33 protein-coding genes and 1 tRNA gene are annotated in these 25907 nt (G+C 68.2%); 19 read left to right on the forward strand and 15 right to left on the reverse strand.

All coding sequences use genetic code 11. From position 1 onward, the window contains the following. The first annotated feature begins 108 nt into the window (after positions 1-108). Together LQZ85_RS15085 and LQZ85_RS15090 are read left to right on the forward strand one after the other, a co-directional pair. Positions 109-1293, forward strand: a complete 1185-nt coding sequence (locus tag LQZ85_RS15085) for a sensor histidine kinase (protein WP_230101128.1) — start codon at positions 109-111, stop codon at positions 1291-1293. Beyond that, positions 1290-1916 carry a response regulator transcription factor gene (locus LQZ85_RS15090; RefSeq protein ID WP_230101129.1) on the forward strand — a complete coding sequence of 209 codons (627 nt, stop codon included), beginning with the start codon at positions 1290-1292 and terminating at the stop codon, positions 1914-1916. Before LQZ85_RS15085 ends, LQZ85_RS15090 begins: the two co-directional genes overlap by 4 nt. Before the next feature lie 55 nt (positions 1917-1971). Here the strand turns inward: LQZ85_RS15090 and LQZ85_RS15095 are convergent, their stop codons facing one another. Continuing rightward, positions 1972-2352, reverse strand: a complete 381-nt coding sequence (locus LQZ85_RS15095) for a substrate-binding domain-containing protein (RefSeq protein ID WP_230101160.1) — start codon at positions 2350-2352, stop codon at positions 1972-1974. Here LQZ85_RS15095 and LQZ85_RS15100 point away from each other — a divergent pair. From LQZ85_RS15100 to LQZ85_RS15110, 3 genes are read left to right on the forward strand one after another with little or no spacing between them, the layout of a single operon-like run. Next, positions 2351-2623, forward strand: a complete 273-nt coding sequence (locus LQZ85_RS15100; RefSeq protein ID WP_230101161.1) for a hypothetical protein — start codon at positions 2351-2353, stop codon at positions 2621-2623. The two genes, LQZ85_RS15095 and LQZ85_RS15100, sit on opposite strands and share 2 nt — an antisense overlap. Further along, positions 2620-3579: a sugar kinase gene (locus LQZ85_RS15105; protein ID WP_290368298.1), complete on the forward strand. Its 960-nt coding sequence runs from the start codon at positions 2620-2622 to the stop codon at positions 3577-3579. The genes LQZ85_RS15100 and LQZ85_RS15105 overlap by 4 nt, the downstream gene beginning before the upstream one ends. A 40-nt stretch (positions 3580-3619) precedes the next feature. Beyond that, positions 3620-4381 (forward strand): Pr6Pr family membrane protein, encoded by a 762-nt coding sequence (locus LQZ85_RS15110; RefSeq protein WP_230101131.1) that lies wholly within the window; start codon positions 3620-3622, stop codon positions 4379-4381. A gap of 18 nt (positions 4382-4399) precedes the next feature. Here the strand turns inward: LQZ85_RS15110 and arr are convergent, their stop codons facing one another. The 3 genes from arr to LQZ85_RS15125 all read right to left on the reverse strand — a co-directional run bounded on the left by arr (position 4400) and on the right by LQZ85_RS15125 (position 5426). Then, entirely contained in the window at positions 4400-4810 is a 411-nt protein-coding gene (arr, locus tag LQZ85_RS15115; RefSeq protein WP_056277587.1) for an NAD(+)--rifampin ADP-ribosyltransferase, read from the reverse strand. Between the two features lie 128 nt (positions 4811-4938). Further along, positions 4939-5193, reverse strand: coding sequence for a hypothetical protein (locus tag LQZ85_RS15120; RefSeq protein WP_053098281.1), 255 nt, complete (start codon positions 5191-5193; stop codon positions 4939-4941). Beyond that, positions 5190-5426 carry a hypothetical protein gene (locus tag LQZ85_RS15125; RefSeq protein WP_053098280.1) on the reverse strand — a complete coding sequence of 79 codons (237 nt, stop codon included), beginning with the start codon at positions 5424-5426 and terminating at the stop codon, positions 5190-5192. The genes LQZ85_RS15120 and LQZ85_RS15125 overlap by 4 nt, the downstream gene beginning before the upstream one ends. 188 nt (positions 5427-5614) lie before the next feature. Here LQZ85_RS15125 and LQZ85_RS15130 point away from each other — a divergent pair, with 188 nt between their 5' ends. Together LQZ85_RS15130 and LQZ85_RS15135 are read left to right on the forward strand one after the other, a co-directional pair. Continuing rightward, positions 5615-6028 (forward strand): hypothetical protein, encoded by a 414-nt coding sequence (locus tag LQZ85_RS15130; RefSeq protein ID WP_056275740.1) that lies wholly within the window; start codon positions 5615-5617, stop codon positions 6026-6028. A gap of 69 nt (positions 6029-6097) precedes the next feature. Further along, a complete protein-coding gene (locus tag LQZ85_RS15135; protein WP_056275737.1) occupies positions 6098-7087 on the forward strand; it encodes an aldo/keto reductase in 990 nt (329 codons plus the stop codon). 14 nt (positions 7088-7101) lie between these two features. Here the strand turns inward: LQZ85_RS15135 and LQZ85_RS15140 are convergent, their stop codons facing one another. From LQZ85_RS15140 to LQZ85_RS15155, 4 genes are all read right to left on the reverse strand, one after another. Then, the gene (locus LQZ85_RS15140; protein ID WP_230101132.1) at positions 7102-7899 is read right to left on the reverse strand and encodes a siderophore-interacting protein; all 798 of its coding nucleotides are present in this window, start codon (positions 7897-7899) and stop codon (positions 7102-7104) included. Positions 7900-8026: 127 nt separating this feature from the next. Further along, complete coding sequence (locus LQZ85_RS15145; protein WP_162253841.1) at positions 8027-9451, reverse strand: LCP family protein; 1425 nt, start codon at positions 9449-9451, stop codon at positions 8027-8029. A gap of 82 nt (positions 9452-9533) precedes the next feature. Continuing rightward, on the reverse strand, positions 9534-9875 hold the full coding sequence (locus tag LQZ85_RS15150; RefSeq protein WP_056275731.1) for a hypothetical protein: 342 nt from the start codon (positions 9873-9875) through the stop codon (positions 9534-9536). Position 9876: 1 nt separating this feature from the next. Beyond that, complete coding sequence (locus LQZ85_RS15155; protein WP_056275729.1) at positions 9877-10170, reverse strand: hypothetical protein; 294 nt, start codon at positions 10168-10170, stop codon at positions 9877-9879. 160 nt (positions 10171-10330) lie between these two features. On the opposite strand from LQZ85_RS15155, the gene LQZ85_RS15160 reads away from it, so the two are divergent. Continuing rightward, positions 10331-10744: a hypothetical protein gene (locus LQZ85_RS15160; RefSeq protein WP_056275727.1), complete on the forward strand. Its 414-nt coding sequence runs from the start codon at positions 10331-10333 to the stop codon at positions 10742-10744. An 86-nt stretch (positions 10745-10830) separates the two neighbouring features. On the opposite strand, the gene LQZ85_RS15165 is transcribed toward LQZ85_RS15160, so the two are convergent. Further along, positions 10831-10913 (reverse strand) — tRNA-Leu (locus tag LQZ85_RS15165). A 271-nt stretch (positions 10914-11184) separates the two neighbouring features. Here LQZ85_RS15165 and LQZ85_RS15170 point away from each other — a divergent pair. Genes LQZ85_RS15170 through pknB form a run of 7 tightly spaced genes read left to right on the forward strand, consistent with a single transcriptional unit; the run spans position 11185 to position 20078 of the window. Further along, positions 11185-11913, forward strand: coding sequence for a DUF3662 and FHA domain-containing protein (locus LQZ85_RS15170; RefSeq protein ID WP_053098273.1), 729 nt, complete (start codon positions 11185-11187; stop codon positions 11911-11913). Then, on the forward strand, positions 11910-12440 hold the full coding sequence (locus LQZ85_RS15175; protein WP_230101133.1) for an FHA domain-containing protein: 531 nt from the start codon (positions 11910-11912) through the stop codon (positions 12438-12440). Before LQZ85_RS15170 ends, LQZ85_RS15175 begins: the two co-directional genes overlap by 4 nt. A 7-nt stretch (positions 12441-12447) precedes the next feature. Then, positions 12448-13743, forward strand: a complete 1296-nt coding sequence (locus tag LQZ85_RS15180; protein WP_053098271.1) for a PP2C family serine/threonine-protein phosphatase — start codon at positions 12448-12450, stop codon at positions 13741-13743. Continuing rightward, the gene (locus LQZ85_RS15185; protein ID WP_053098270.1) at positions 13740-15125 is read left to right on the forward strand and encodes an FtsW/RodA/SpoVE family cell cycle protein; all 1386 of its coding nucleotides are present in this window, start codon (positions 13740-13742) and stop codon (positions 15123-15125) included. Before LQZ85_RS15180 ends, LQZ85_RS15185 begins: the two co-directional genes overlap by 4 nt. A gap of 1 nt (position 15126) precedes the next feature. Further along, entirely contained in the window at positions 15127-16581 is a 1455-nt protein-coding gene (locus tag LQZ85_RS15190) for a penicillin-binding transpeptidase domain-containing protein (protein ID WP_056275724.1), read from the forward strand. Next, entirely contained in the window at positions 16578-18329 is a 1752-nt protein-coding gene (locus tag LQZ85_RS15195) for a protein kinase (protein WP_082586459.1), read from the forward strand. The genes LQZ85_RS15190 and LQZ85_RS15195 overlap by 4 nt, the downstream gene beginning before the upstream one ends. 54 nt (positions 18330-18383) lie before the next feature. After that, entirely contained in the window at positions 18384-20078 is a 1695-nt protein-coding gene (pknB, locus tag LQZ85_RS15200) for a Stk1 family PASTA domain-containing Ser/Thr kinase (RefSeq protein ID WP_053098267.1), read from the forward strand. Here pknB and LQZ85_RS15205 read toward each other — a convergent pair. From LQZ85_RS15205 to LQZ85_RS15215, 3 genes are read right to left on the reverse strand one after another with little or no spacing between them, the layout of a single operon-like run. After that, the gene (locus LQZ85_RS15205; protein ID WP_230101134.1) at positions 20057-20725 is read right to left on the reverse strand and encodes a gamma-glutamyl-gamma-aminobutyrate hydrolase family protein; all 669 of its coding nucleotides are present in this window, start codon (positions 20723-20725) and stop codon (positions 20057-20059) included. The genes pknB and LQZ85_RS15205 overlap by 22 nt on opposite strands. Next, positions 20722-20877, reverse strand: coding sequence for a hypothetical protein (locus LQZ85_RS15210; RefSeq protein WP_167947501.1), 156 nt, complete (start codon positions 20875-20877; stop codon positions 20722-20724). The genes LQZ85_RS15205 and LQZ85_RS15210 overlap by 4 nt, the downstream gene beginning before the upstream one ends. A gap of 21 nt (positions 20878-20898) precedes the next feature. After that, the gene (locus tag LQZ85_RS15215) at positions 20899-21693 is read right to left on the reverse strand and encodes a class E sortase (RefSeq protein WP_072590401.1); all 795 of its coding nucleotides are present in this window, start codon (positions 21691-21693) and stop codon (positions 20899-20901) included. Between the two features lie 86 nt (positions 21694-21779). Here LQZ85_RS15215 and LQZ85_RS15220 point away from each other — a divergent pair, with 86 nt between their 5' ends. Further along, positions 21780-22019 carry a cell division protein CrgA gene (locus LQZ85_RS15220; protein WP_042541028.1) on the forward strand — a complete coding sequence of 80 codons (240 nt, stop codon included), beginning with the start codon at positions 21780-21782 and terminating at the stop codon, positions 22017-22019. Positions 22020-22164: 145 nt separating this feature from the next. On the opposite strand, the gene LQZ85_RS15225 is transcribed toward LQZ85_RS15220, so the two are convergent. Beyond that, entirely contained in the window at positions 22165-23067 is a 903-nt protein-coding gene (locus tag LQZ85_RS15225; RefSeq protein ID WP_230101135.1) for a rhomboid family intramembrane serine protease, read from the reverse strand. Between the two features lie 21 nt (positions 23068-23088). After that, positions 23089-23646 (reverse strand): peptidylprolyl isomerase, encoded by a 558-nt coding sequence (locus LQZ85_RS15230; RefSeq protein WP_053098262.1) that lies wholly within the window; start codon positions 23644-23646, stop codon positions 23089-23091. Positions 23647-23791: 145 nt separating this feature from the next. On the opposite strand from LQZ85_RS15230, the gene LQZ85_RS15235 reads away from it, so the two are divergent. Both LQZ85_RS15235 and LQZ85_RS15240 read left to right on the forward strand, forming a co-directional pair. Continuing rightward, the gene (locus tag LQZ85_RS15235) at positions 23792-24292 is read left to right on the forward strand and encodes a hypothetical protein (protein WP_053098260.1); all 501 of its coding nucleotides are present in this window, start codon (positions 23792-23794) and stop codon (positions 24290-24292) included. Between the two features lie 50 nt (positions 24293-24342). Next, positions 24343-24804 (forward strand): YbaK/EbsC family protein, encoded by a 462-nt coding sequence (locus LQZ85_RS15240; RefSeq protein ID WP_230101136.1) that lies wholly within the window; start codon positions 24343-24345, stop codon positions 24802-24804. A gap of 1 nt (position 24805) precedes the next feature. Here the strand turns inward: LQZ85_RS15240 and LQZ85_RS15245 are convergent, their stop codons facing one another. Continuing rightward, positions 24806-25228: an NUDIX hydrolase gene (locus LQZ85_RS15245; RefSeq protein ID WP_230101137.1), complete on the reverse strand. Its 423-nt coding sequence runs from the start codon at positions 25226-25228 to the stop codon at positions 24806-24808. A 189-nt stretch (positions 25229-25417) separates the two neighbouring features. On the opposite strand from LQZ85_RS15245, the gene LQZ85_RS15250 reads away from it, so the two are divergent. Then, positions 25418-25867: a DUF1801 domain-containing protein gene (locus LQZ85_RS15250; RefSeq protein ID WP_056275709.1), complete on the forward strand. Its 450-nt coding sequence runs from the start codon at positions 25418-25420 to the stop codon at positions 25865-25867. The last annotated feature ends 40 nt before the right edge of the window (positions 25868-25907 follow it).

The following is a 25907-nucleotide window of genomic DNA, read 5'->3' on the forward strand; positions in this document are numbered from 1 at the left end:
ATTCGACGTCATCGGCCACTCGACGAGCCTTTCGCACCCGGAGTGAGGACGCCTCGATCGTCCTTTCGGACGATGCCGCGGTGCGCTCGTCGGCGTAGAGTTCGAGCCATGGCGCATACCGCTCTGACCCCGGTGTTCGTGGGTCTGCGGACCGGTCTCCACGTCCTCTTCTTCGCCCTGACGGGGGTCGTCATCGCGCGGGCCGTGCTCGACCCGTCGGAGTCGAGCGCGTCCGCGATCGTCCTGGCGCTGATCGTCGGCGCGACGTATGCGTCGGGTGCGCTGCTCGCTCGTCTCTCCCGCGGACGACGGCTGACGTCACTGATCTGGCTCGCCCTGCTCTCGGCGGAGTGGTTGGGCCTGCTGTGGGTGAGCGCCGACGCCGCCTACCTCGTGTTCCCCCTGTTCTTCCTGTTCCTGCACCTTCTGGGGCGCTGGGCGGGATCGGCGGCGATACTGGCCGCGACGATCGTCGCCGTCTGCGCCCTCGGCATCCACGGCGGGTGGAGCGTCGGCGGCGTGGTCGGCCCGTTCGTCGGCGCCGGCGTCGCCCTCCTGATCGGCCTCGGCTACCAGGCCCTCGCGAGAGAGGCCCAGCAGCGTGAGGCGCTGGTCAGCGAACTGCTGGCGACCCGCGGACAGCTCGCCGCGCGCGAACACGAGTCGGGGGTCCTCGCGGAGCGCGCCCGGCTCGCCCGCGAGATCCACGACACACTCGCGCAGGGACTCTCCAGCATCCAGATGCTGCTGCACGCCGCGGAACGCGCCGATGACACCCGACCGGGCATCGAGCACATCCGGCTCGCGCGCGAGACGGCCGCCGCGAACCTCGTCGAGGCTCGGCGATTCATCCGTGAGCTGACCCCACCCCAGCTCGACGACCAGACCCTCGGCGGGGCGCTGCGCCGACTGGCGCGAACGCAGTGGGCGACGCAGGGACTCGACGTCCAGGTGCGGGTGTCCGACGCTGTCGTGCTGCCCATGCACCTGCAGACGGCGCTGCTGCGCATCACGCAGGGAGCCATCGCCAACGTCATCCAGCACGCTCACGCGACGACGGCGACGGTCACCATCGGCATCGAGAACGACCACCTGCGCTTCACGGTCGAAGATGACGGAGACGGATTCGACGCCGAGCTCCCTGCGCCGGGTACCGCTGAGAAGTCCGACTCGTTCGGTCTGCGCGCCACCGCCGAGCGAGTGGAGCAGCTCGGGGGAAGACTCGTGATCGACACGGCATCCGGGCGGGGAACGACGCTCACCGTCGACCTCCCCCTCACGGAGTTCGCATGATCCGCCTCGTGATCGCCGACGACCACCCCATCGTCCGAGCCGGTCTCCATGCCCTGTTCAGCCTGGAACCGGATCTCGAGGTGGTCGCGGAGGCGGCAACGCCTGATGAAGCGGTCGCCTGCGCGGAGCGCGAGAACCCCGACGTGGTGTTGATGGACCTCCAGTTCGGCTCTCAGACGGCGACCACGGGTGTGGATGCGACGCGACGCATCCGGGCGCTCGAAGCGCCGCCCTACGTGCTCGTGCTCACCAACTACGACTCGGATGCCGACATCCTCGGCGCCGTCGAGGCCGGTGCGAGCGGATATCTGCTGAAGGACGCCCCGCCGCACGAGCTGACCGCCGCCGTGCGCGCGGCGGCCGCCGGAGAGAGTGCTCTCGCGCCCGTGATCGCCTCGCGATTGCTCGACCGGATGCGTGCACCCCGAGTCAGTCTCAGCAGCCGTGAGATCGAGGTGCTCGAGCGCGTCGCCGCCGGCCGGTCGAACAGCGAGGTCGCCGACGAGCTCTTCGTCAGCGAGACGACCGTGAAATCGCATCTCGCGCACATCTTCTCGAAGCTCGATGTCACCTCACGCACCGCGGCCGTCTCGGAGGCGCGCCGGAAGGGGATCCTCCGCTGACACGGGCCGCACTCCGCGGTACTCACCTGTCGGACACGGTGCGACGGTGGGCGACTCAGCGGGAGTCGTCAAGCGGCGGAGCGGTCGACGCGCGCACGATCAGCTGCGACCCGAGGGTCACGACGTCGTCGATCGCGGTGCCGTTCATCGCCTGAAGGAGCAGGTCGACGGCGAGCGCGCCACTGCGTTCGATCGGCATCCGCACCGTCGTGAGCGCCGGGGTGACCGCACCCGCGAGGTCGATGTCATCGATGCCGACGATGCTGATGTCGGCGGGGCACCGCTTGCCCAGCTCGAGCAATCCCGCCTCGAGTCCCAGGGCGACGAGGTCGTTGTAGGCGATGACGGCCGTGGCGCCGCTCGCCGCCGCCGGTGCGGCTGCGGCCCGTCCGCCCTGAATGGACGCGGCATGGTGGCTGAGCCCGGTGAGACGGATGCCGTGGCGCTCGCACGCTCGCGCGACGTTCCCCGCGGGGCAGGTCGGACCCGCGTACCTGAAGGATCTGCGCGGCCCCTTCCCCGACCTCGTCGCCGTGCCCTCGGGGGGAGTCGATCTTGCCGGGGCCGAGGCGTGGCTGCGTGCCGGTGCGGTGGCGGTGAGCGTCGGCGGGCCGCTGCTCGGCGACGCGTTCGCCGGCGGTGACCTGCATGCACTGCGGGAGCGCGCCGCGTCATTCGTCGACGTCTGCGCGCGGAGCGCCGAGTGACCACCTCGTCGCCGTCCGTCGTCACGCTCGGAGAGACGATGGCGCTCGTGCGCACGACCGAGATCGGCTCGCTGCGTCATGCGAACTCGATGGCGTTCGGCATCGGCGGTGCTGAGAGCAACGTCGCGATCGGACTCGCGCGACTCGGAGTCACGACCTCGTGGCTGGGCCGCGTCGGCGACGACTCTCTCGGCGAGCGCATCGTCCGAGAGATCCGCGGTGATGGCGTCGACGTGCGCGCGATCGTCGACCCGGATGCCGCGACCGGCCTCATGGTGAAGGAGCGCCCGTCTGCGGCATCCACCGCGGTGCACTATTACCGTGCGGGGTCAGCCGGATCACGGCTGCGACCGGAGGACCTGCCCGACGGGTGGGTCGAGGACGCGTCGCTCCTGCACATCACCGGGATCACTCCGCTGCTGTCCGAGACGGCCCGGGCGGCCGTCCACTCAGCCATCGATCGTGCTCGGGCAGCCGAAACGATCGTGAGCTTCGACATCAACTACCGGTCGGCGCTGGCGTCGCCCGATGTCGCCGGGTCCGTGCTGCGCGAACTCGCGGAACGTGCCGACATCGTCTTCGGCGGCGACGAGGAGTTCGCCATCCTGTATCCCGGCACCTCGGCAGCGGATGCCGCGGAACGCCTGCGGGAGGCCGGATGCGCGACGACCGTGCTCAAGCAGGGACCTGACGGCGCCTCGGTCCTCACCGCCGGATCGGTGGTCGACTCGCCGGGGTTCACGATCGAGCCGGTCGACACGGTCGGTGCGGGCGATGCGTTCGTGGCCGGGTATCTGAGCGCCCTGCTCGACGGCCAGGCGGTCGATGCGGTCCTGCTCCGGGCGAATGCCTGTGGCGCCATGGCCTGCCTCGTTCCCGGCGACTGGGAGGCGGCACCGACTCTGCGCGACCTCGAGCGCTTCCTCGACGCCGGCTCCGACCCGGTGCGCCGCTGAATCGGCGTTGACGCCGCCTCAGGACGCGTAGCCTCGAAGGATGTCCAAAGCCGTCGCCTCCCTGTCCACGGCTTCCGCCCTCCCGGAGTCCGTGCCCCGTCGCACCCCGTTGTTCTCCCGCGCCGCGGTGAACTTCCGACCGGCCGCACTCGTCTACCGGGTCGTGGCGCTCGCCATCATCCTCACCGGTGTCATCCGGCACTCCGACATCCTGACCGGTCAGCCGGCGTGGACGACCCTGCTGTTCTACACGATGGTCAGCAACCTCCTGTGTCTCGCGTGGGTGCTGCTCCTCCTCGTCCGCACGGTCGGCGATCTGCGTCAGCGCGGACGGTTCGGCACATCGACGCCCAGCGCACGCGGCAGTGGAGCGGTGATGTTCGCGATCACCGTGACCATGCTGATCTACCTGATCGTGCTCGTTCCCTCGAGGTTCGCCGACGGCGACGCCGAGATCTTCTCACTCACCGACAACCTGATCCACATCATCACGCCCGTGCTGGTGATCGTCGACTGGCTGGTCTTCGTGCCGAAGGGATCGTTCCGGTGGATCGATCCTCTGCTGTGGACACTGCTCCCCTACGTGTATCTGACCTGGGCTTTCGTCTACGGTGCGCTCGGCGGCGAGTTCACACCAGGACAGGCGTATCCCTACCCGTTCATGGATGTCGACGTGCTCGGGGTCGCGGGCGTCGCTCAGTGGATCATCGCCCTCACGGTCGCTCTCGTCGCGGTCGGCTTCGTCTTCGTCATCATCGACCGCGTTCTCGGATCGCTCGCCCGGCGGTTGGTCCGACACTGAGACGCCCCGCGCCGGCGCTCAGTTGATGATCTCCGCGCGGTCGTCGGAGCGGAGCGTCGCGAGCCGTTCACGCCATGCGGCGAGCGCCTCGGCCGAGAGGCGGGTCCAGTCGAGCACCTCGCGGACGACCCTCAGCGGCTCCGCGCTGCGATAGGAACGGGTCGGATTGCCGGGGAACTTCTTGTCGGTCACATTCGGGTCGTTCTCGAAGTCCCCGGTCGGCTCGACCTCGTAGACCCGCGGCTCGCGATCACCCGGCGCGAGTTCGGCGGCGAGTCCCGCACCGTCGGCCACGGCGGTGAAGTAGATGTGGTTCATCACGATCTCGGGCCGGTAGTTCGACGGATATCCGGCGGTCAGCAGGTCGCCCGGTCGCAGGTCTGCCTTGGTGCCGTGGAAGAAGGGGCCGTCATCCAGTGCATCGCTCACCCGCAGCATCCTATGACTGCGCGCACACGCAGGGAAGGAGATCTCGCAGCACGAAGGACGGATGCCGACGGCTCACCCTTCGTCGAGAGAGATCTCCTTCGCTGCGGTCGTCGCACAGATGGCGACGGTCAGTCGCCCGAGCGTCGCGTTCCGATACCCGGTTCGTCGTTGTGGATGGACTCGTCCTGCACGGATGACTCCGACGACGGGTCGACGCGCACCGCACCGGAACCGCCCGAGTCGGCGCCAGCGTTTCCGGCGGGAGTCTCTCCGACCTGGTCGGGGTCGTCCGCGTTGCGGTCTTCGATCAGCGCGGCGATCCCTTCCTCGGAGGGTTCTGCACCGCCGAGATCCTGACCGGACTCCTCGCCGCGGCCGCTCACTCGGTGCCGTCCCGCAGGTCGGTCGGCGCGTCGCCGCTGTGCTGCAGACCCTCGTCCTCCGGAGCCAGGTCACCCTGTCCGTCGTCGCCCAGCTCGGCGTCGACCGGGTCGTCGCCCTGGGTCTCGGGCTGGTCGGTATCGGTGGGGAAGGTGCCGTCCGAGAAGTCGTCGACTCGGGGGATGCCGGGCATGTCCGGCGGGAAGCTGTTCGCGAAAGCGTCGATGTTCGACATGATGCCCTCCAGGGTTGGTGTCCGAGCTCTCATGATGCGTCCGATCCGCGGCGAGCGCAGGGCGGTTGACAGCCCGGCGGAGGGCGAGGATCATTCCCGCCCCGATCCCGACGGGTGACGTCACAGGCCGAGCCGATTCGGCGGGCTGCTCGATTGTGTCGACACCCGGTCGCCCCTATGGTGTGGTCATGAACCGCTCGCGCCTCCGTCCACTGGTGAGCGCGGCTCTCGCGCTCGGGGCGGTCGCGCTTCTGGCCGGCTGCGTCAACGCTCCGACGGTCGACCTTCTCGCCAGCGGCGAATCCGCCCGCCTGCCTGAGTCGGTCACGTCCGACCAGATCGCGACGGTGGTCCCCGACACGGCGCGCCTGCTCGGCGAGGACTCCGAAGGGCACACTTTCTACGCCGTCGAGGCGAGTGATGAGAGCGGGCTCGGAAGGGTCTGCCTGGTGATCGACGGCGTTGAGAACGGGCCGGTCATGGGATGCGGGGCGATGCCGATCGAGGTCGAGACCGCCGGCGTGCGCGCCCGACTCAGCGTCGAGGTCGTCCCCGAAGACAGCGGCGAGAAGATCGGCGACTACCTCCGCGTCTTCCTGTGACCGACGACCCCGCACCGCGCGTGACCGTGAGAGCATCGATCGCAGACCACGACTCGAGGGAGATCTCGGATGCTCGACACAGCAGACAGCGTCAGGCTCGGCCGTTCCGGAGTGAAGATCTCGAAGGTGGTGCTCGGATGCATGAGCTTCGGCGCACCGGACCGCGGCGCACACGGATGGTCGCTCGATGAGCAGGCGAGCCGCCCGCTGATCGCGCAGGCTCTCGAGGCAGGAATCACGACGTTCGACACCGCCGACGTGTACTCCGACGGCACGAGCGAGGAATTCGTCGGCCGTGCACTCAAGGACTTCGCGCGCCGCGACGAGATCGTGCTCGCGACGAAGGTGCACGGGCGCATGGGCCCGGGCGCGAATCAGGCCGGACTCAGCCGCGGGCACATCCTGTCGGGCATCGACGCGAGCTTGACGCGCCTCGGCACCGAGTATGTCGATCTCTACCAGATCCACCGGTGGGACCCCGAGACGCCGATCGAAGAGACCATGGAGGCGCTGCACGACGTCGTCCGCTCGGGCAAGGCTCGTTACATCGGCGCATCATCGATGTGGGCGTGGCAGTTCGCCAAGGCCCAGGGTGTCGCCGCGCAGAACGGCTGGACGCGCTTCGTCTCGATGCAGGATCAGTACAACCTGCTGCAGCGCGAGGAGGAGCGGGAGATGCATCCGTTCTGCCTCGACTCGGGCGTCGGCGTGCTGCCCTGGTCGCCGCTGGCGCGTGGCAGGCTGACGCGGGAGTGGGACGAGACGACCACGCGCACGGCGACCGATGCCTTCGGCGCGACGCTCTACCACCGCGAAGAGGAGTCGAATCGGGCGATCGTGGATGCGGTGGCTCGCGTCGCCGAGGGACGCGGCGTCTCCCGGGCGCAGATCGCCCTCGCGTGGGTCGCGCAGCAGTCGGCGGTGACCGCCCCGATCGTCGGCGCGACCAAGGCCGCCCACATCGACGATGCCGTCGCAGCCGTCAGCATCCGACTCGAGGCCGCCGAGCTCGCAGAGCTGGAGGGCGCCTACACGCCGCGGGATCCCGAGGGCTTCTGACCGCGCTTCGGCGCCTACTCGATCTGACCGATGGGCTCCCGCTTCTCGGCCTGGAACTGGTCTTCCGCGCGGCCTCGCGCCCAGTAGGCGGAGATCGACAACGACTCTCTGGGCACCTCGCGCTGCTTCAGCAGGGCCCGAACGGCCTTGATGGTTCCGCGCTCACCGTGCGCGAACACACCGGGGTGCCCGTCCGACCTGGCCAGCTCTGCGAGGACGGCCAGCAGCTCGTCATCGGACTCAGTCCATCGCACCGCCACTCCGGATGGAGCATCGGGAAGGATGCGGTCGCCGGGGTCGGCGACGGTGAGGATGACGTGCCCGACGGCATCCGAGTCCATCGCCTCGAGGGCCGACGAGATCGCCGGGAGCGCGGTGTGGTCGCCGATGAGCAGATGCCACGGCGCTCCCGGCTCGGGCAGGTAGCCGCCGCCCGCGCCGCTGACGACCAGCGTGTCCCCGACCTGTGCACGTCGAGCCCACGGACCGGCGACACCCTCATCGCCGTGCACGACGAAGTCGATGACGAGACGTTGGCGCTCAGCATCCGCTGCTCGCACCGTGTATGTGCGCGGAGTGGGCAGCTTCTCGGGGCTGTGCTCCCGCAGCTGAGCGAGATCGTAGGGAGGGGTGAGCCCGTGGCGAGGCTCGGCGAACAGGATCTTGACGTACTTGTCGGTGTAGACGTTGTCGGTGAAGGCCTCGTACCCGTCGCCTCCGGCCGTGATGCGCACGAGGTCGGGGCTGACCTGCTCGACCTGCTGCACGCTGAGCACGGCTTGGCTGGGGGTTCGGCGAGGCTGTTCCGGCATTGCGTCTCCTGACGAAGAGGAAGGAAGTCCTCTCCAGTCTGCCGGTCCTGTTCGGTGACCCGGGCCACTTTCCAATTTGGAAAGTCGTCGTACACCGCGCACGCCACGGAGGCGTGATGGGTACGCCTCAGGCGGCGCAGAGGTCGGTGTCGGCGCTGCGGTTCACCGCATCCACCGGCCGCGGTGGCACCGGGGTGGCGCGGGGCTGCGAGGTGAGTGCTTCGTAGTCGGCGCCGAGCAGCAGCTGCACGCCGTCGACGTCTCCGACCTGGACGACGACCTGGATGCCGAGCTCTGCGGCGAGCGCCTGCGCCGTCTGCTGGGCGTCAGGGGTGTCTGCGGCCGTGATGGTCGTGAGGTCGACCGGGTCGGCATTGGCGATGCCGGCGACGGTGTATCCGTAGCCCGTCGCGTCATCGGAGACGCGGGACGCCAGACCGCTGACACCGGCACCGTTGAGGATCTGCACGGGCGCGGTGCGCACCGGCGCCTCGGGCTGCACCTCGTCGGTGGTGAGCACGATCGGCACGTCGTCGATCAGCGCCCGGAAGATGACGTCGGCGTCCGCGGTCGGCACGACGCGATTGGGGTCCTCCGGGGCCTCGGTCGTCGGCATGGTGAGGAATGTGACGCTGCTGAGCGGAACATTCGCGACCCGCGCGGCGAGGCCGGCGAGATCGGTCAGGGCTCCGAGACCGGGGTCGACGGTCATCGACGACGTCACGGCATCGAGGAACGCGTAGAGCCGGTCGGGGCGCACGAGCACGGCGGACTTGGTGGCCTTCTGCACGATCGCCGAGAGCACCATCTGCTGGTGCCCGAGGCGGGCGATGTCGCTCTCCTGAGCGAGCGCATGGCGCGTGCGAGCGAGTGCGAGTGCCTGGTCGCCGTTGATCGACTGGGGGCCGGCGGGCAGGTCGAGGCGTGCGTGCCCGTCCTGCAGCGGCTCCGGCAGGCACACGTCGATGCCGCCCATCGCGTCGACCATGCCGATGAACCCCTCGAAGTCCATCTGCACGAAGTGGTCTATCGCGAGACCGGTCAGCTGCTCGACCGCCGCGACGGAGCAGGCCGGTCCGTACTGCAGTGCCGAGTTCAGCATCCCCCAGCCGCCGCCGTACGACCCGCGCCCGTTGTCGTCGCACGCCGGCAGGTCGCCGACGGTGTCGCGCGGAAGCTGCACGGCGTCGATGCGGGTGTTGTCACTCGAGATGTGAGCGATCACCATCGCGTCGCTGCGCTCGGTGCCGTCGTCTTCGCCGAAGCCCTCGGACTCGAGAGCCCGGGAATCGGACCCGAGCAGCAGGATGTTCAGATCGCCCGTCGCGAGCTCGGGCTCGCTCTCACCGTCGTCCGAGCGGATGGGCGCCGTGGTGACGTTGCCCTGCAGCTGCCCGTAGGCGATGGCGCCCACGGCGACAAGGGCGGCCACGACGGCGACGCTGATCCAGCCGATCACTCGACCGCGCCGACGACGCGGTCGAGACGCGGGTTCGGAGCCTGACGTGACGTCGTTCTGGTCGTCGCTGTGGGGGGAAGCTGGCGATCTCACCTGCTCACACCATCACGAGTGGGGCCTGAGCGCCAACACGTGGAGGCGGCGAGTCCTGCGAGGGTGCTGTGAGCCCGGTCGCTCACACCGTGACATACCCCCGGGAGGAGTCGTCGTGGATGAGGCGGTAGTCGGGCGTGGTGCCCCGCCGGTCGGCCAGGCTCCACACCCGGGTCGCTCGCCCGTCGCCGGCGGACGCGGCGCCGTACTCGAGCACGAGCGCGCTCGGCATCGCCCCGTCGCGGTACTCCCCGACGAAGTAGCGCGGGCTGCCGAGACCACCCGAGTCCACCCGCCCGACGAAACGACCCGAGTCGGTCAGTCGAGGAGGAGTGGCGAGCAGGTCGGCGGGTGTGATGCGCTGCACGGCCTCGTGCTGTGCGAAAGCAGACAGGGAGAGAGGCGTGATCGAGTCGATTCGCATCTCAGACCGCCTCCGCCTTCTGATCGCTGCGCGACGATCGTTCGCGAAGGCTCTGAGCCCAGTCCTTCGTGTCGGTGAACCGGTGCTCGTCGAGGTAGGCGCGGATGACGTCGTGCACGAGGCGGATCTGTGACTCCGTCCCCATCGCCGCCTGCATCATGTCGACCGTCGGCGCGGGCGCACCGTCGATGCGCTCGAGCGCCTGGCGGATGATGCGCTCGCGCCCGTCCCGTCCGAGGGACTTCTCCATGGAGGGCGTCTGGCGTGGGTACTCTGGGGCGTGTTCGTGACTCATGCGAGCCTCCTCAGTCAGGGATGGTGGTGTCTCACGGACAGTGGTGCCGGGGCTGCAACCCCGGCACCACGTCGTCTCCCCACCGTATCTTATTTTTAGTCATTCAAAATAAGCGAGGGTTCTCGGCGCGTCGTCCGCACACCGTGAGTAGCCTTCATCCATGAGCTTCCACATCGAGCACACCCTCGACGGCCGTCGGGCGAGCGCCGGCGCCTACGACTCCCTCGGCGAGGCGGTGATGGCGGCGTTGGGCGTGAAGCGCCCGCCCGTTCTCGTCGTCGACGACTCCGCCGACAGTGGCGCCGACGCCGTCGCCGCCGTCCTGAAGAAGGGCGAGGTGCTCACCGCGACACCTGAGCCTGAGTGGTGGGGTCGGGTGAAGAAGGCGTCGCAGGACAAGCTGCTCGCCGGAGGCCGGCTCGACGCCGCCGTGGTGACGGATCTCACCGATGCCGGTGGTGCAGTGGCAGCGACGGCATGGGAGAGCGGCCCCGTCGAGGAGTGGGAGCTGACGCCGGCATCCGACCACGACTGGGTGCGCTTCGAAGCCGCTCGGCGGTCGATCCGAGGCTGACGCCCCGCCGACACCTCTGCCGATGCATGAGAAAGGCCCGGCTTCCTCGAAAGGAACCGGGCCTGTCTCTCATTCACTGCTCGCTGTGCGCGAGGGGGGACTTGAACCCCCACGTCCATAAGGACACTGGCACCTGAAGCCAGCGCGTCTACCATTCCGCCACTCGCGCGAGTATGTCGGGCTCCGAAGAACTCAACTTCCCAAAGATATCACGCGTTTCGCCCATCGATGAAACCGGCGCCGCCGCGGTCTGCAGGAGTCGGGCACGGATGCCGGACGAGAGGATGTTCTTCGGTCCTGCAGACGTGCCGAGGTCCTGCATCCGGCGCATCCCACTCCCCCACTCCCCCGGAATCTCGGCGTTTTCCCGCCTCGCGAGGGCGTTCACCCAGCACACCTCGCTACGATGTGCCTACCGGTCGGCATGCCAGAGGAGCCCAGTGGGACTACTTGACAGCTTTGAGAAGGGTCTCGAGCGCGCTGTGAACAGCGCCTTCGCGAAGACCTTCCGCAGCGGCATCCAGCCCGTGGAGATCGCTTCCGCCCTTCGGCGCGAAGCGGACACCAAAGCGGCTGTGGTGAGCAGGGACCGCATCATCGCGCCCAATAACTTCGTCGTGCGCCTCAGCACCGACGACGCCGAGCGCATGCAGGGGCTCGGTGGAGCCCTCACCGACGAACTGCACGCGCTTCTCACCAAGCACGCGAAGTCGCAGGGTTACAGCTTCTCCGGCCCGCTCTCGATCTCGCTCGAGGGTGACGACAAGATCGCGACCGGCACGGTCAACGTCAGCTCAGGAACCGTCGAGGGGCGCGTCGAGTGGCAGGCCGTGATCGACGTCGACGGGCGTCGCCACTCGCTCACCCGCGCACGCACCGTCATCGGCCGCGGAACGGATGCCGACATCACTATCGCCGACGCCGGATCCAGCCGTAAGCACGTCGAGGTCCTCTGGGACGGAGAGCGCGCCATGATGCGCGATCTCGGCTCGACGAACGGCACCAAGGTCGACGGCCAGAAGGTGCGCGAAGCCGCCCTCCCCTCCGACACCACCCTGACCATCGGACGCACCGACCTGGTGTTCCGCATCGTTCCCGTCGCCACCCCGTCGCGCCCGCCCCGGCCGCGCGACGACGACGCGACCCGCGCGTTCGGGGCCATCTCGTGAGCACACCCAGTGAACTCGTCCTGCTGCTGCTGCGCGTGGGCTTCCTGCTGCTGCTGTGGTTCTTCGTGTTCGGCGTCGTCTACTCGCTGCGCGCCGATCTGTTCGGCATGAAGGTCCGCAAGCTCCCGGCCGAGGTCGCCGCGGCGACGCCTGCTCCGACGCAGTCGCCCGCATCCGCCCCGGCCTCGCGCCCCGCGTCGTCGAAGCCCAGCACCGGTCCCGCCACGGTCGCGACGGCCAAGCGGCTCGTCATCACCTCCGGTCCGAAGGCGGGGCTCGAGCTCCCCCTCGGCAACGAGACGTTGACGATCGGACGCTCCAGCGAATCCGCCCTCGTGATCCGCGACGACTACACGTCCAGTCACCACGCACGTCTGATGCTGCGCGGCGACAGCTGGGCCATCCAGGACCTCGACTCGACCAACGGCACCTTCGTCGCCGGCCAGCGCGTGACCGGCGGTCCCGTCGCCCTCGCCCTCGACACCCCCATCAAGGTGGGCGCCACGACCTTCGAGCTGCGAGCCTGACCCCGGCATGGTCTTCGAAGGCTCGAGCGCCGCGATCTCCCACACCGGGAAGGTCCGCTCCAACAACCAGGATTCCGGGTACTCCGGGGCGAATCTCTTCGTCGTCGCCGACGGCATGGGCGGTCACGCCGGCGGTGACGTCGCCTCGAGCATCGCGATCCACCGGATGGAGCCGCTCGACCAGCCGTACTCGTCGGTCGACGACGCACAGGCCTCACTGCAGGCCGCCGCGACCACCGCGGCCGGCGATCTGATCCGCGCCGCCAAGGACCGTCCCGAGCTCGCCGGCCTCGGCACCACGCTCAGCGCCGTCATCATGGTCGACGACTACGCGGTCATCGGCCACATCGGCGACTCGCGCATCTACCTCTACCGCGACGACGCGGTGACGCAGATCACGGCCGACCACACCTTCGTGCAGCGACTCGTCGACTCGGGCCGCATCACGCCCGAAGAGGCGCGATACCACCCGCGTCGCTCGGTGCTCATGCGCGTGCTGAGCGACATGGACGCCGATCCCGAGCTCGACATGTTCGTGATGCACACCCAGCCGGGCGACCGCTGGCTGCTGTGCTCCGACGGCCTCTCGGGCGTCGTCGACGAGGCGCACATCCTCAAGGCGATGCGCATGGGGATGGCGCCTGGCCGCACGGCCGACAACCTGCTCAAGCAGGCGCTCGACGGCGGAGCCCCCGACAACGTGACGATCGTCCTCGTCGAGGTCGGCGGTCAGCACGCGATGCACTCCGGCACGGCGACGATCGTCGGCTCGGCATCGAACCCCGCCAACGTGACCGTTCCTCCGGTGCGCGCGCCCCGCGGCAACTGGCTGCACCCGGTACGCCAGGCCGCGAACGAGCCCAGCCACTTCGAGCCGGCCCCCGAATACCTCGAAGAGCTCATCGAAGAGGACCGTCGACGCGCCAAGCGCCGCCGTCTCGGATGGATCGCCGGGATGCTGGTGGTCGTCGCGATGCTCGTGTTCGCCGCCTTCGCCGCCTACAGCTGGACGCAGACGCGCTACTTCGTCGGCGCCGACGACGACAGTGTCGTGATCTACCAGGGCGTGCAGCAGAACATCGGCCCGATCACCCTGTCGACTCCGCTCCGCGACACCGACATCCTGCTCGCCAACCTTCCGCCGTACCAGCGTGACTCCGTGGAGCGCACGATCACGGCGCGGTCGTTCTCGGATGCCGAGGCCATCGTCGCGCGACTCCAGGCCGGCGCCGACCGCGTGATCGGCGAGACCCCGCTGCCCACTCCCCTGCCCACCGCGACGCCGACGGAGGACGCAGGATGACCGCCGACGTCACGGCCGACACCAGCGTCATCAAGGCCCTCAAGAGAATGCGGATGCCGCAGACGCAGCGCAACCGCGAGTTCTGGCTGCTGCTCTTCGCCGTCGCTCTCAGTGGCGGCGCTCTCACGCTCGTGCAGCTCGGTGCTCTGGGTCTGATCGACCCCATGATCCTGGCGATCGGCGGTGGCCTCGCCGTTCTGGCCTTCGCCGTGCACTTCGTGCTGCGTGCCGTCGCGTCGGCTGCCGACCCGTTCCTGCTGCCGATCGCCACGCTGCTGACCGGCCTCGGCATCGCGATGATCTATCGCATCGACATCGCGAAGTCCCTCACAGGGTGGGACGCCTACTCGACGAAGCAGCTCGCGTGGACGGGCATCTCTCTCGCCGGGGCGATCGCGTGCGTGATCCTGCTGCGCAACTACCGGGTGCTGTTCCGCTACACCTACATCTTCGGCCTCTCCGGCATCCTGCTCCTGCTGCTCCCCTTCGTCCCGGGCCTGCGCATCCCCGATGCGAACGCCCAGGTCTGGGTGTCGCTCGGCGGCATGTTCGCCTTCCAGCCCGGCGAGCTCGCCAAGATCTGCCTCGCGATCTTCTTCGCGGGCTATCTCGTGCGCACGCGGGAGAGCCTGACGTCTGTCGGCACGAAGTTCCTCGGCATCATGTGGCCGCGCATGCGCGAACTCGGACCGGTTCTGGTGGTGTGGGCGATCTCGCTCGGCATCATCGTCATCCAGCGCGACCTCGGAACCGGAACCCTGATCTTCGGCATGTTCGTCGCAATGCTCTACGTCGCGACCGGCAAGACCAGCTGGGTGCTCATCGGCCTCGCCCTCGTGGCTGCGGGTGTCGCGGTGGCGACACAGATCCTCAGCTACGTGCAGGGCCGCTTCGTCAACTGGCTGTTCCTCTTCGACCCCGAGAAGGTCGACCCCGACGGCGCCGGCTTCCAGCCCATGCAGGGCCTGTTCGGGCTGGCGCACGGCGGCCTTCTCGGCACGGGCTGGGGTCAGGGACGCCCCGACGTCACGCCCCTCGCCCACAGCGACTACATCATCACGAGCCTCGGCGAGGAGATCGGCCTGATCGGGCTGTTCGCGATCCTCTGCCTCTACATGGTCTTCGTGAGCCGTGGCGTGCGCATCGGACTGGCGGGTCAGGACGACTTCGGCAAGCTGCTCGCCATCGGCCTCTCGTTCACCATCGCGCTGCAGGTGTTCATCATGGTCGGCGGCGTGACGAGGGTCATCCCGCTGACCGGTCTGACCACGCCGTTCCTCGCCGCCGGTGGATCCTCGCTCATCGCCAACTGGCTGATCGTGGCCATCCTGCTGCGCATCTCCGACGGCGTCCGCAGCCAACCCCGGGCGGTGATCGGCTGACATGACCAAAGAACTCCGCCGTCTCAGCATCGTGATGCTGTTCATGTTCCTGTCGCTGTTCGCCGCGACCAGCTGGATCCAGGTCGTCGAGGCCGACGCCCTCGGGCAGAACCCGAACAACAGGCGCACGCTCCTCGACAGCTACGAGATCCAGCGCGGGTCGATCATCGTCGACGACGTCGCGATCGCCTCCTCGACCCCCTCGGATGACCGCTACCAGTTCCAGCGCGTCTACACGGATGCCGCGATGTGGGCCCCTGTCACCGGGTACTTCAACCCGGCGCTGCAGTCAGCGACCGGCATCGAGCGGGCGATGAACGCCGACCTGTCGGGAACGGGATCGAGCGCCTTCTTCGCCGAGATCGAGCGGATCCTTTCGGGTCAGCCGCAGAGCGGATTCAGCGTCGAGCTGACCCTCGACACGGCCGCGCAGCGCGCCGCATACGACGCTCTGCAGGGCCTCAACGGCGCGGTCGTCGCTATCGAGCCGAAGACCGGGCGCATCCTCGCACTGGTGTCGACCCCCGGGTTCGACACCAACCAGCTCGCGACGCACGACGCGGATGCCGCGAACGCAACCTACGACCAGCTCGACGAAGACCCCACGAAGCCCCTCTCGAACCGAGCGATCGCCGGCGACCTCAACCCTCCCGGCTCGACATTCAAGCTCGTCGTGGCGGCCGCGGCCTACGCGTCGGGCAACTGGACGCCCGACTCGACGCTCCCGAACCCGGCCCGCTATCAGCTGCCCGGCTCGACGAACACGGTCGCGAACGCCTGGGGCGGCACGTGCGGCAGCGGAGACACCGTGTCGATCTCCGAAGCCATCCGCCTGAGCTGCAACATCCCGATGGCCGAGCTCGCCGTCGAGCTCGGCGATGACGCGATCCGCGAGATGGCGGAGAAGTTCGGCTTCAACCGGAGCTTCTCGACGCCGCTCGAATCGACTCCGTCGAGCTACCCGCGTGCCCTCGACGACGCGCAGACCGCCCTCACCGGATTCGGCCAGGGACAGGTCACCGCGACGCCGCTGCAGATCGCGATGGTGGCGGCCGGCATCGCGAACGACGGCGTCGTGATGAACCCCCGTCTGGTCGACACGGTGATCGGCAACGACCTCTCGGTCATCCGTTCGTACGACGACACCCAGTTCGGTCAGACGACCGATGCGACGATCGCCGATCAGATCACGGCGTCGATGGTCGCGAGCGTCTCAAACGGCGCTGCGCAGGGTGCAAGAATAGACGGGGTCGATGTGGCGGGGAAGACCGGCACGACCGAGAACGATAACAAGCCGTACACGTTGTGGTTCACCGGTTTCGCGCCGGCGGACGACCCCGAGGTGGCAGTAGCGGTCCTCGTCGAAGACGGCGGTGGACAAGGGCAGTCAGGATCCGGCGACACCATCGCCGCTCCGATTGCAAAGAAGGTCATAGAGGCGGTGCTGGGCAGATGAGACCGACGCAGGGTGTGTCGTTCGGTGGTCGCTACGAGCTGCAGTCGCGTATTGCGATCGGCGGCATGGGCGAGGTGTGGGAGGCGACGGATCACGTCATCGGTCGCACCGTGGCCATCAAGATCCTCAAGGACGAGTACATGGGGGACCCCGGGTTCCTCGAGCGGTTCCGCGCTGAGGCGCGCCATGCCGCACTCGTCAACCACGAGGGCATCGCGAGCGTCTTCGACTACGGCGAGGAGAACGGCAGCGCCTACCTCGTCATGGAGCTCGTTCCCGGCGAGGCCCTCTCGACCGTGCTCGAGCGCGACGGCGCCCTGAGCGCCGACAAGACCCTCGACATCGTCGCGCAGACGGCATCCGCTCTGCAGGCCGCGCATGCGGCAGGTCTCGTGCACCGTGACATCAAGCCGGGAAACCTGCTGATCACGCCGGACGGCCGCGTCAAGATCACGGACTTCGGCATCGCCCGCATCGCCGACCAGGTGCCGCTGACGGCCACCGGCCAGGTCATGGGCACCGTGCAGTACCTCTCGCCCGAGCAGGCGTCGGGGCACCCGGCGTCACCCGCGACCGACACGTACTCGCTCGGCATCGTCGCCTACGAGTGCCTCGCAGGCAAGCGGCCCTTCACGGGTGAGTCGCAGGTCGCGATCGCGATGGCGCAGATCAACGAGCAGCCTCCGCCGCTGCCGCCGACCGTGCCGATCCCGGTGCAGAACCTCGTCATGGCGATGATCGCCAAGAAGCCCGCCGACCGCCCGTCGTCGTCGGCGACCGTCGCACGCGCCGCCCAGGCTCTGCGCCGAGGCGACCTGAACTCCGCGGCCATCGCGGTGCCGGCCATCGCGACCGGCGGTGTCGCCTCCGACGACGCCACCCGGCTGCTCACCGCATCGGGCGACGACGGCACGACGCGCATCCTCCCCACGACGGCCCAGCTGCCCACCGGCGAGCAGGCCGAGGAGGAAGCCGAGAAGAAGAAGAAGCGCAGCCCCTGGACGTGGCCGCTGATCGCTCTCATCGCACTGCTCGTGATCGTGCTCGGTGGAACCGTGTTCGCCCTGATGAATCAGGGCGACCCCGATCCCGAGCCGACCCAGTCGGAGACCGTGTCGCAGACCCCGAAGCCGACACCGACCGAGACCGAGACGCCCGAGCCCGAGCTCGTGGACGTCGATGCTCTCGGTCTCGTGGGGATGCAGTGCGATGCCGCGCAGACCGCTGCCGTCAACGCCGGACTCCAGGCCGAGTGCGTGGTGGGCAACACCATCGCTCCCAACGCGAACCAGGTCGGCACGGTCGAGTCCGTGCAGCCCGGCGGCAACGTTCCCGAGGGCACGGCCATCACGCTGACGACCTTCAAGGAGCAGGTGAAGGTGGGCAAGCCCTCGGGCACCCCGACCATCGCCGGCACCGCCACCGAGGGCGAGCCCGTGACCCTCAACTGGCCGAGCTTCGAGTGCCCCTCGGGCACCCCGGCGCGATCGGCCTTCGAGGTGACGCTCACCAACGCGACGTTCTCCGGCGGCAGCGCCGGCGAGTCCATCCGCAGCTTCGGACCCAGCGTGCTCTCGACGCAGATCGTGCCCGGCACGGCCGGACAGTCGATCACCGCCACGTTCCGCGTCTTCTGCGGCAGTGATATGCCGTCCGAGCAGTCGGATGCCATGCCGGGCGTCGTCATCCTGCCCGCCGCGCCGGGCGCCGATGAAGGCGACGCAGACGGCGGAGACTCAGGCGAATAACCCGCTCCCGCCGTAGGCTGGAGCATCCACAAGGTCGTATCAGGGGGTCACTACGTGTCGACAGAGCCACGCGTTCTCGCGGGTCGCTATCGCGTCGACGAGCTCATCGGGCACGGCGGCATGGCGAAGGTGTACCGCGGGTACGATCTGACGCTCGGTCGTGCGGTGGCGATCAAGATCCTCGACCCCGAGCTGGCACGCGACAACGCGTTCCGCACGCGATTCCGTCTCGAGGCCCAGTCCGCGTCGCGCATGTCGCACCCGTCGATCGTCCGCGTCTACGACGCCGGCGACCCCTCGACGACCGACAGCAGCACGGATGAGCCTCCGTACATCATCATGGAGCTGATCAGCGGCACGCTGCTGAAGGACATCATCGCCAAGGGCCCGGTGCCCGTCGACGACGCCGTGCGCTATGTCGACGGCATCCTCGAAGCGCTGGACTACTCGCATCGTGCGGGTGTCGTGCACCGCGACATCAAGCCGGGCAACGTGATGGTGACCGACAAGGGCCAGGTCAAGGTCATGGACTTCGGCATCGCCCGAGCCGTGTCCGACTCGTCATCGACGGTCGCCGAGACCACCCAGATCATCGGCACCGCGGCATACTTCTCACCCGAGCAGGCCAAGGGCGAACCGGTCGACGCACGCGCCGACCTCTACTCGACCGGCGTCGTGCTCTATGAACTGCTCACCGGCCGTCAGCCGTTCCGCGGCGAATCCCCCGTGGCCGTCGCCTACCAGCACGTGAGCGAGACTCCGGTCCCTCCGACCGAGGTGAACGAGGACTCCCCCGGCGCGCTCGACCCGATCGTCCTGCGCGCGCTGGCCAAGGATCCCTACCAGCGATACCCGGATGCCGCGCACTTCCGCGCTGCGCTCGACTCGGCGGTCTCCGGCCATGCGCCGAGCCGCAAGGAGCTCGGCGCGCTCACGAGCGAGCTGTACGGACCGAATCCGCGTGCCGCGCAGGAGACCGCCCGGTCGCTCCGCCAGCTGAGCACCGACACCACCATGGCTCGCACGCAGTCGGGTCCGCCCGTCGCGTGGATCTGGGCGGGTGTGGCACTGCTTGCCGTGCTTCTCGCCTCGGTGTTGTTCTGGGTCTGGACGCTCAGCATGCGCCCGGACGACGTGCCGTCGAGCTCGCGCGTGGTGCCTGATCTCGTCAATGTCTCGTCCGAGCGCGCCCAGGATGATCTCGGCAAGCTCGATCTCACCTCGAAGCTGGTGCTCGAGTCCAGCAACGACATCGTCGAGGGCAACGTGACCCGCACAGACCCTGCGTCCGGCACCGCCGTCAGCGAGGGCGATTCCGTGACGGTCTACGTGTCCTCCGGCAAGGAGACGGTCGTCGTCCCGATGCTCGAGGGCCTGTCTCTGACGGCCGCCAAAGACGCACTCGCGGCGGCAGGGCTCGAACTGGGCACGGTCATCCAGCGCAACGACAAGGGGCTGGCGGCCGAGACGGTGATGGAGGCCAGCGAGGCGGCCGACACCGAGGTCGCACCGCAGACCATCGTGAATCTCGTCGTCGCGAGCGGCCGGGTCACCCTCACCGACGTCACCGGGTGGACGATGGAAGCGGCTCAGGCTGAGCTCGAACGCATCGGCCTCACGCCCAGTCCGGTCGAGCTGATCGACTGCACGCCGACCGAACCGCCCACCGTGTCGTCGATGTCGGCCGCGCCGGGAGACGTGGCGATCGGCTCGACGGTCGAACTGCGCTACTGCGTCGCCGCCGGCTGATCCACACGAGCGTCGGGGCCCGACAGCGGGTGCAGTGCCGCTGAGCGTGCCACGGCATGTGCGTCGCCGCACAGTTCGAGCCAGTTGGCGAGCAGACGGTATCCGCCTTCGGTCAGCACGCTCTCGGGGTGGAACTGCACCCCGAGTATGGGCAGACGGGTGTGCTCCAGTGCCATGACGGTGCCGCTCGCGGTGCGCGCTGTGACGGCCACGTCAGCCGGCAGGTCGGTCTCCGCGAGAGCGAGGGAGTGATATCTGCCCGCGTCGAACGGCGACGGGATGCCGGCGAAGAGCGCTGATCCGTCGTGCGTGACCGGCGACACCATGCCGTGCATCAGCTCAGGCGCCTCTGAAACGGTGGTGCCGAACGCGGCGCCGATCACCTGATGCCCCAGGCAGACGCCGAGAAGCGGCATCCGGATCCTCGCGGCGAGCCGCACGGCGTCGACGGAGACGCCGGCATCGTCAGGGGTGCCCGGGCCGGGAGAGAGCAGCAGCGCGTCGAAGTCCGGCAGCATCACCGCGAGTTCAGCGGCATCGATGGTATCCGCCTCGATCAGCGCGACGTCGGCACCGAGCTCGCGCAGGTACCCCACGAGCGTGTGCACGAAGCTGTCGTGGTTGTCCACGACGAGCACGCGGGTCATTCGAGGTCGACCTCACCCGGGGTGATCAGCGGGCTCACCCAGGGGAAGACGTACCAGAAGAGCCCGTAGAGCACCGCTGCGACGAGCACGAGGAGGATGAAGAGCTTCAGCCACCACGGGCCGGGGAGGATGCGCCAGAGTGCGGCGTACATGGGTCGTCTCTTTCCGTTCGGCTAGATCGACGGCGCGGCCGGCGGAGGCGGTGGATCGGTGAGCGCGGCGGGCGGACCCTCGGCGCGGGGCTGGAAGCTCTCGTACACGCCGTAGGCGACGATGCGCTCGGCGAGGGAGTACAGCGGCGAACAGGCGGTCAGCGTGATGTACTTCTCCCCCGTCGCGACGCCGGGCATCTGCGGCACATCGAGCAGCACGTCCGTCTGCGTGGGCTTGACGTACTCCAGCGTCCGGAAACGGTACGTGAACCATCCGTCAGGCGTCTCGACGACGATCGCGTCGCCGACCTGGAGCTTGTCGAGCTGGTTGAAGGGCTTGCCCCAGGTGGTGCGGTGGCCGGCCATCGCGAAGTTGCCGACCTCACCGGGCATCTTCGAGTCGGTGTAGACGCCGATCCCGAGCTTGTCGAGCGTGCGCGCGCGCGTCGTACCGCCGTAGATGCCGACGTTGTACTCGGCACCGAAGCGCGGCACGTGCATCTGGCCGAGAAGCTCGGTGTCGGCCGGAGCGGCGGGGATCACGGGCTCGAAGACTGTCGCTCCGTCGTCGGTCTCGACGACCGGTGGGAGCTCGGGAGTGGGTGCGTTCGCCCATTCCTGCGAGACCGCCGCACCCTCTTCGTTCTTCTGGGCCGCGATGATGATGTCGCCGATCCACATCTGCCACGCGACGAAGAGAAGCACGATCACTCCACCCGTGAGCAGCAGCTCGCCGAGCACGCTGGTGAAGGTCGCGCGCGACCGGGGGCGGCGGCGGTGTGCACGTCGCTCCCCCGAGACGACGGATGCAGTCATGGCGACATGCTATCCGCCAGACCTGTACTCCCGCCCTGCGGCCCTGGTTTTCCGCGCGATATGACACTCTTGGGTACACTGTGGGAATGGCACGCGACCGCAAGACCGAAGAACCCGAAGCTCCGCGCAGCGAAGGCGAAGCCGCACCCAACGCCGTGTGGTTCAAGCCGGTGATGGTCGGCTTCATGCTCCTCGGTCTCGTGTGGATCCTCGTGTTCTACATCTCGGGCATGCAGTTCCCGATCCCGGGGCTCGACAACTGGAACCTTGCGATCGGCCTGGGCATCGCCCTGATCGGCTTCCTGATGACCACACGCTGGCGCTGACGCCCGCCCCACCGATATCGAAGAAGGCCCCTCTCGCGCTGGCGAGAGGGGCCTTCTTCTGAGTTATCCACAGGTTATCCCCAACATGGGGAGAATTACACAGATGTTATTCACATCGGTCAGCAACCCTGTTAACAACTTCTGATCAGGAGTAAACCGTCGTGATCAGGAACGGTACCAACAGGGCGACGATCAGGACGAGCGCGACGACGACGGCAACGAGCAGCACGATCTGTAGCGTCCGCTGCTCACGCCGTCGGGTCCTCGTGAGGATGAACGCCACGAGCGCACCGACGATCGCCCCGCCGAGGTGCGCCTGCCAGGCGATGTTCTGAGAGAACACGAAGCCGACGACGAAGTTGACGCCGAGGATCACGAGGATGCCGGTCACGTTCGCGCCGATGTGCCGTCCGATGATCAGCAGGGCGGCCATCAGGCCGAAGATCGCACCGGAGGCGCCCACCGTCGCGGTTCCGGGCGCGAGCAGTGCGACGGCGACGGAACCGCCGAGTCCGCTGATCAGGTACAGCGACAGGAAGCGGATTCGGCCGAGCATCGGTTCGAGACTCTGACCCAGCATCCACAGCGCCAGCATGTTGAGCGCGAGATGCAGGAAACCGCCATGCACGAACACCGCCGTGAGAAGCCGCCACGGTTCGAACGGCATGAGCGACAGATCCGGATACAGATAGCCCGCCGCGAAGAGCAGCTGGCCCGTGATCGCCTGGCCCACTCCCGGGATGAGCTGAAGGAGCCCGATGAACGACGTGATCGCCAGCAGCGAGTACGTGACGACGGGCTTGCCGCTGCCGCGCGAGGAGAGCGCGGTGCCCCGCCCGCCCCAGCGACGCTCGGCGCGCTTCTGGGCGGGAGTGCGGTTCTTTCGCTCTGCGGCCATGCACTCGGGGCAGATGACCCCGACAGCCGCCTGCGTCTGGCATTCGGGGCAGATCGTGCGCAGGCACCGCTGACAGAGCACGAAGCTCTGCCGATCCGGATGCCGGTAGCAGAAGTTGTCGCGGTTGTCCGCGAACTCAGGCGTCGTCATCCGGATCGGCCAGCGTCGGCGTCAGGCCGCGACGATGTCGATCGACTGCAGCACGACCGGCTCGATGGGACGGTCGCCCGCAGCCGTCGGCACAGCGGCGATCGCGTCGACGACAGCCTTGGAGGCGTCATCGGCGACCTCGCCGAAGATCGTGTGCTTGCCCTGGAGCCAGGGGGTGGGGTCGGTCGTGATGAAGAACTGCGAGCCGTTGGTGCCCTCGGCCTTGCCCGTGATGGCGTTGCGACGCAGACCGGCGTTGGCCATGGCGAGGATGTAGGGCTCGTTGAAGTTGAGCTCCATGTTGATCTCGTCGTCGAAGTTGTATCCGGGGCCCCCGACGCCCTGTCCGAGCGGGTCGCCGCCCTGGATCATGAAGTTCGGGATGATGCGGTGGAAGATGACGTCCTTGTAGAGAGCACCCTCGCCCGGCTTGCCGGTGGCGGGGTGCGTCCACTCCTGGGTGCCGTCGGCGAGGCCGACGAAGTTCTTGACCGTCTTCGGGGCGTGGTCGCCGAAGAGGTTGATGACGATGTCACCGTGGTTGGTGTGCAGGGTTGCGACATGAGAAGCGTGAGCCATGGGTCCATTCTCGCAGAGCTTCCCATGAGTTGGCCCGCGTGTAGCGCTCATCGGCCTCCGACGCAAGGGTTCGGCGATTCCCTCGCCCCATACACGGTCGCGTGGCAAGATGGGGAATCCGTACTCCAATCGACAGGAGAGCATCGTGAGCATCAGCCGCAAGCGGAAGAAGGAGCTGCGTCGTCTTCAGAACGACGCCAACCAGCTCTGGGAGAACCAGCAGGTCCTCGTCGGCCACGCCGCCGACGTCGCGCGTGAAGCCGGACGTCAGCTCGGCCACTTCGGTCGCGAGCAGGTCGGTCCTGTCGTCCAGGACACCTACAACCGTCGCGTCGCACCGGTCGTCGACCGCGGCGTCCGCTTCGGTCACCACGTGGTGGACGACAAGGTCGTCCCGATCGTCGGCGGAGTCGTCGGCACCGCGCTCACCGCGTGGGATGTCGCGAACGCCAAGCGCGAAGGCGTCGTGAAGAAGGTCAGGAAGGCCACTCAGCCCGAGCCGAAGGGCCCGAGCGTCGGTTCGGTCATCGCCCTGATCCTCGGAGTCGCCGCAGCGGCCGGCGTTCTCTACGCCGCCTGGCAGGCACTGCGCGCAGACGACGAGCTCTGGGTCGCCGACGACCCGCTCTCCGCACCTGACGCGTGACCTCGACATCGGAGCCCCCGGCCACTGAGCCGGGGGATCTCCATGCCCGGGTGAGGGACGCCGCAGCGGCTCGCGGACTCGATATCGAGATCCGCGAGCGTCCTGCCGCCCGCAGTCTCTTCGAGGCGGCTGAGCTGCTCGGCATCCCGCCCTCCGGCATCGTCAAGACGCTCGTCGTCAAGCGGTCGGACGACACGTATCTCTTCGCGCTGGTTCCCGGCGGCAGGTCGATCTCGTGGCCGAAGCTGCGTGCGGTCGTCGGAGTGAACAAGCTCCGCCTGCCCGAGCCGGATCTCGCCCTCGCGGCGACCGGCTACGAGCGCGGAACAATCGTGCCCATCGGCAGCACCACGGACTGGCCGGTCTTCGCCGACGAGTCGATCGTCGGGCAGCGGATCGCCATGGGTGCCGGCGCTCACGGCTACAGCCTCTTCGTCGACGCCGATGACCTCATCACCGCGTACGGTGCCACAGTCGCCGACATCTCGGTGCCCGAAGAGGCCCGCGACTGAGTCAGAGGATTCCGGCCATCCGTAGCGAGATGTCGACCAGCTTGACCCTCTGCAGTTCCTTCACGGCTTTCAGTGGGAACCACTCGGCCATGTCGGTCGAGCCATCGGCCTCGAATGTCAGCTTGCCGCCCGTCACCGACGCCCGGTAGACGATGCGCAGGGTGTGCAGAGGCTGATCCGACTGGTTCACCCGCTGGCTCGCCGGGATCACCCTCGAATGAATGCCCAGCAGCTCGCCGACCTTGACCGTGTAGCCGGTCTCCTCGCGAAGCTCACGCCGCACGGCGTCCTCGGGAGCCTCACCCGGTTCCAGCCCTCCGCCGGGCATCGTCCATGCCACTCGACGACCCTCGGTCCAGCGCGCGAGAAGTATGCGACCGTCGTCATCGGTGACGACCGCGTATGCCGCGACCCGCATATCCATGCGTCCACCATAGTGGCCGGGGTTCAGGGAGGGTACGCGCGTGACGATCCTGGACGAAACCTCGCCTCGAGAGGCGTCCGGCTCGTCACGCTCGACCCCGAGACATCGATCACGAATCAAGAAGCACAGCAGTGCGCCGCATCCGTAGTGTGAGATTCATCGCAGATCACACAGTGAAAGGAGTCGGCCATGGCTGACAACGAGAAGAACTTCAGTGCCGAAGAGCGCGAGGCGATGAAGGAGGCCGCGGCCGACAAGCGCAAGTCTCGGTCTCGTGCCAAGAAGACCCCGGAAGAGGTGCGGGCCGAGGGTGTCGCAGACCTCGAGGCGGCGATCGCGAAGCTTCCCGATGACAACGATCGAGAGCTGTCGAAGGCGCTTCACGACCTCGTGACGGAGGTCGCTCCCGAGCTCATGCCGCGGACGTATTACGGCATGCCCGCTTGGGGCAAGGACGGCAAGGTGCTCTGCTTCTTCCAGCCGGCCAGCAAGTTCAAGGTCAGGTACGGCACGTTCGGTTTCGAGCCGATCTCGAACCTCGACGACGGCACGATGTGGCCGACCGCATACGCGCTGCTCGATCTCTCGGCCGCGAACCGCAAGGTTCTCACCGAGCGCATCCGCCTCGCCGTCAGCTGAGTCACCGTTCCCGGGGAACGGCCGGCGCAGTAGCGTGGAT

The organism is Microbacterium sp. Bi98 (assembly GCF_918698045.1).
Lineage (GTDB): Bacteria > Actinomycetota > Actinomycetes > Actinomycetales > Microbacteriaceae > Microbacterium.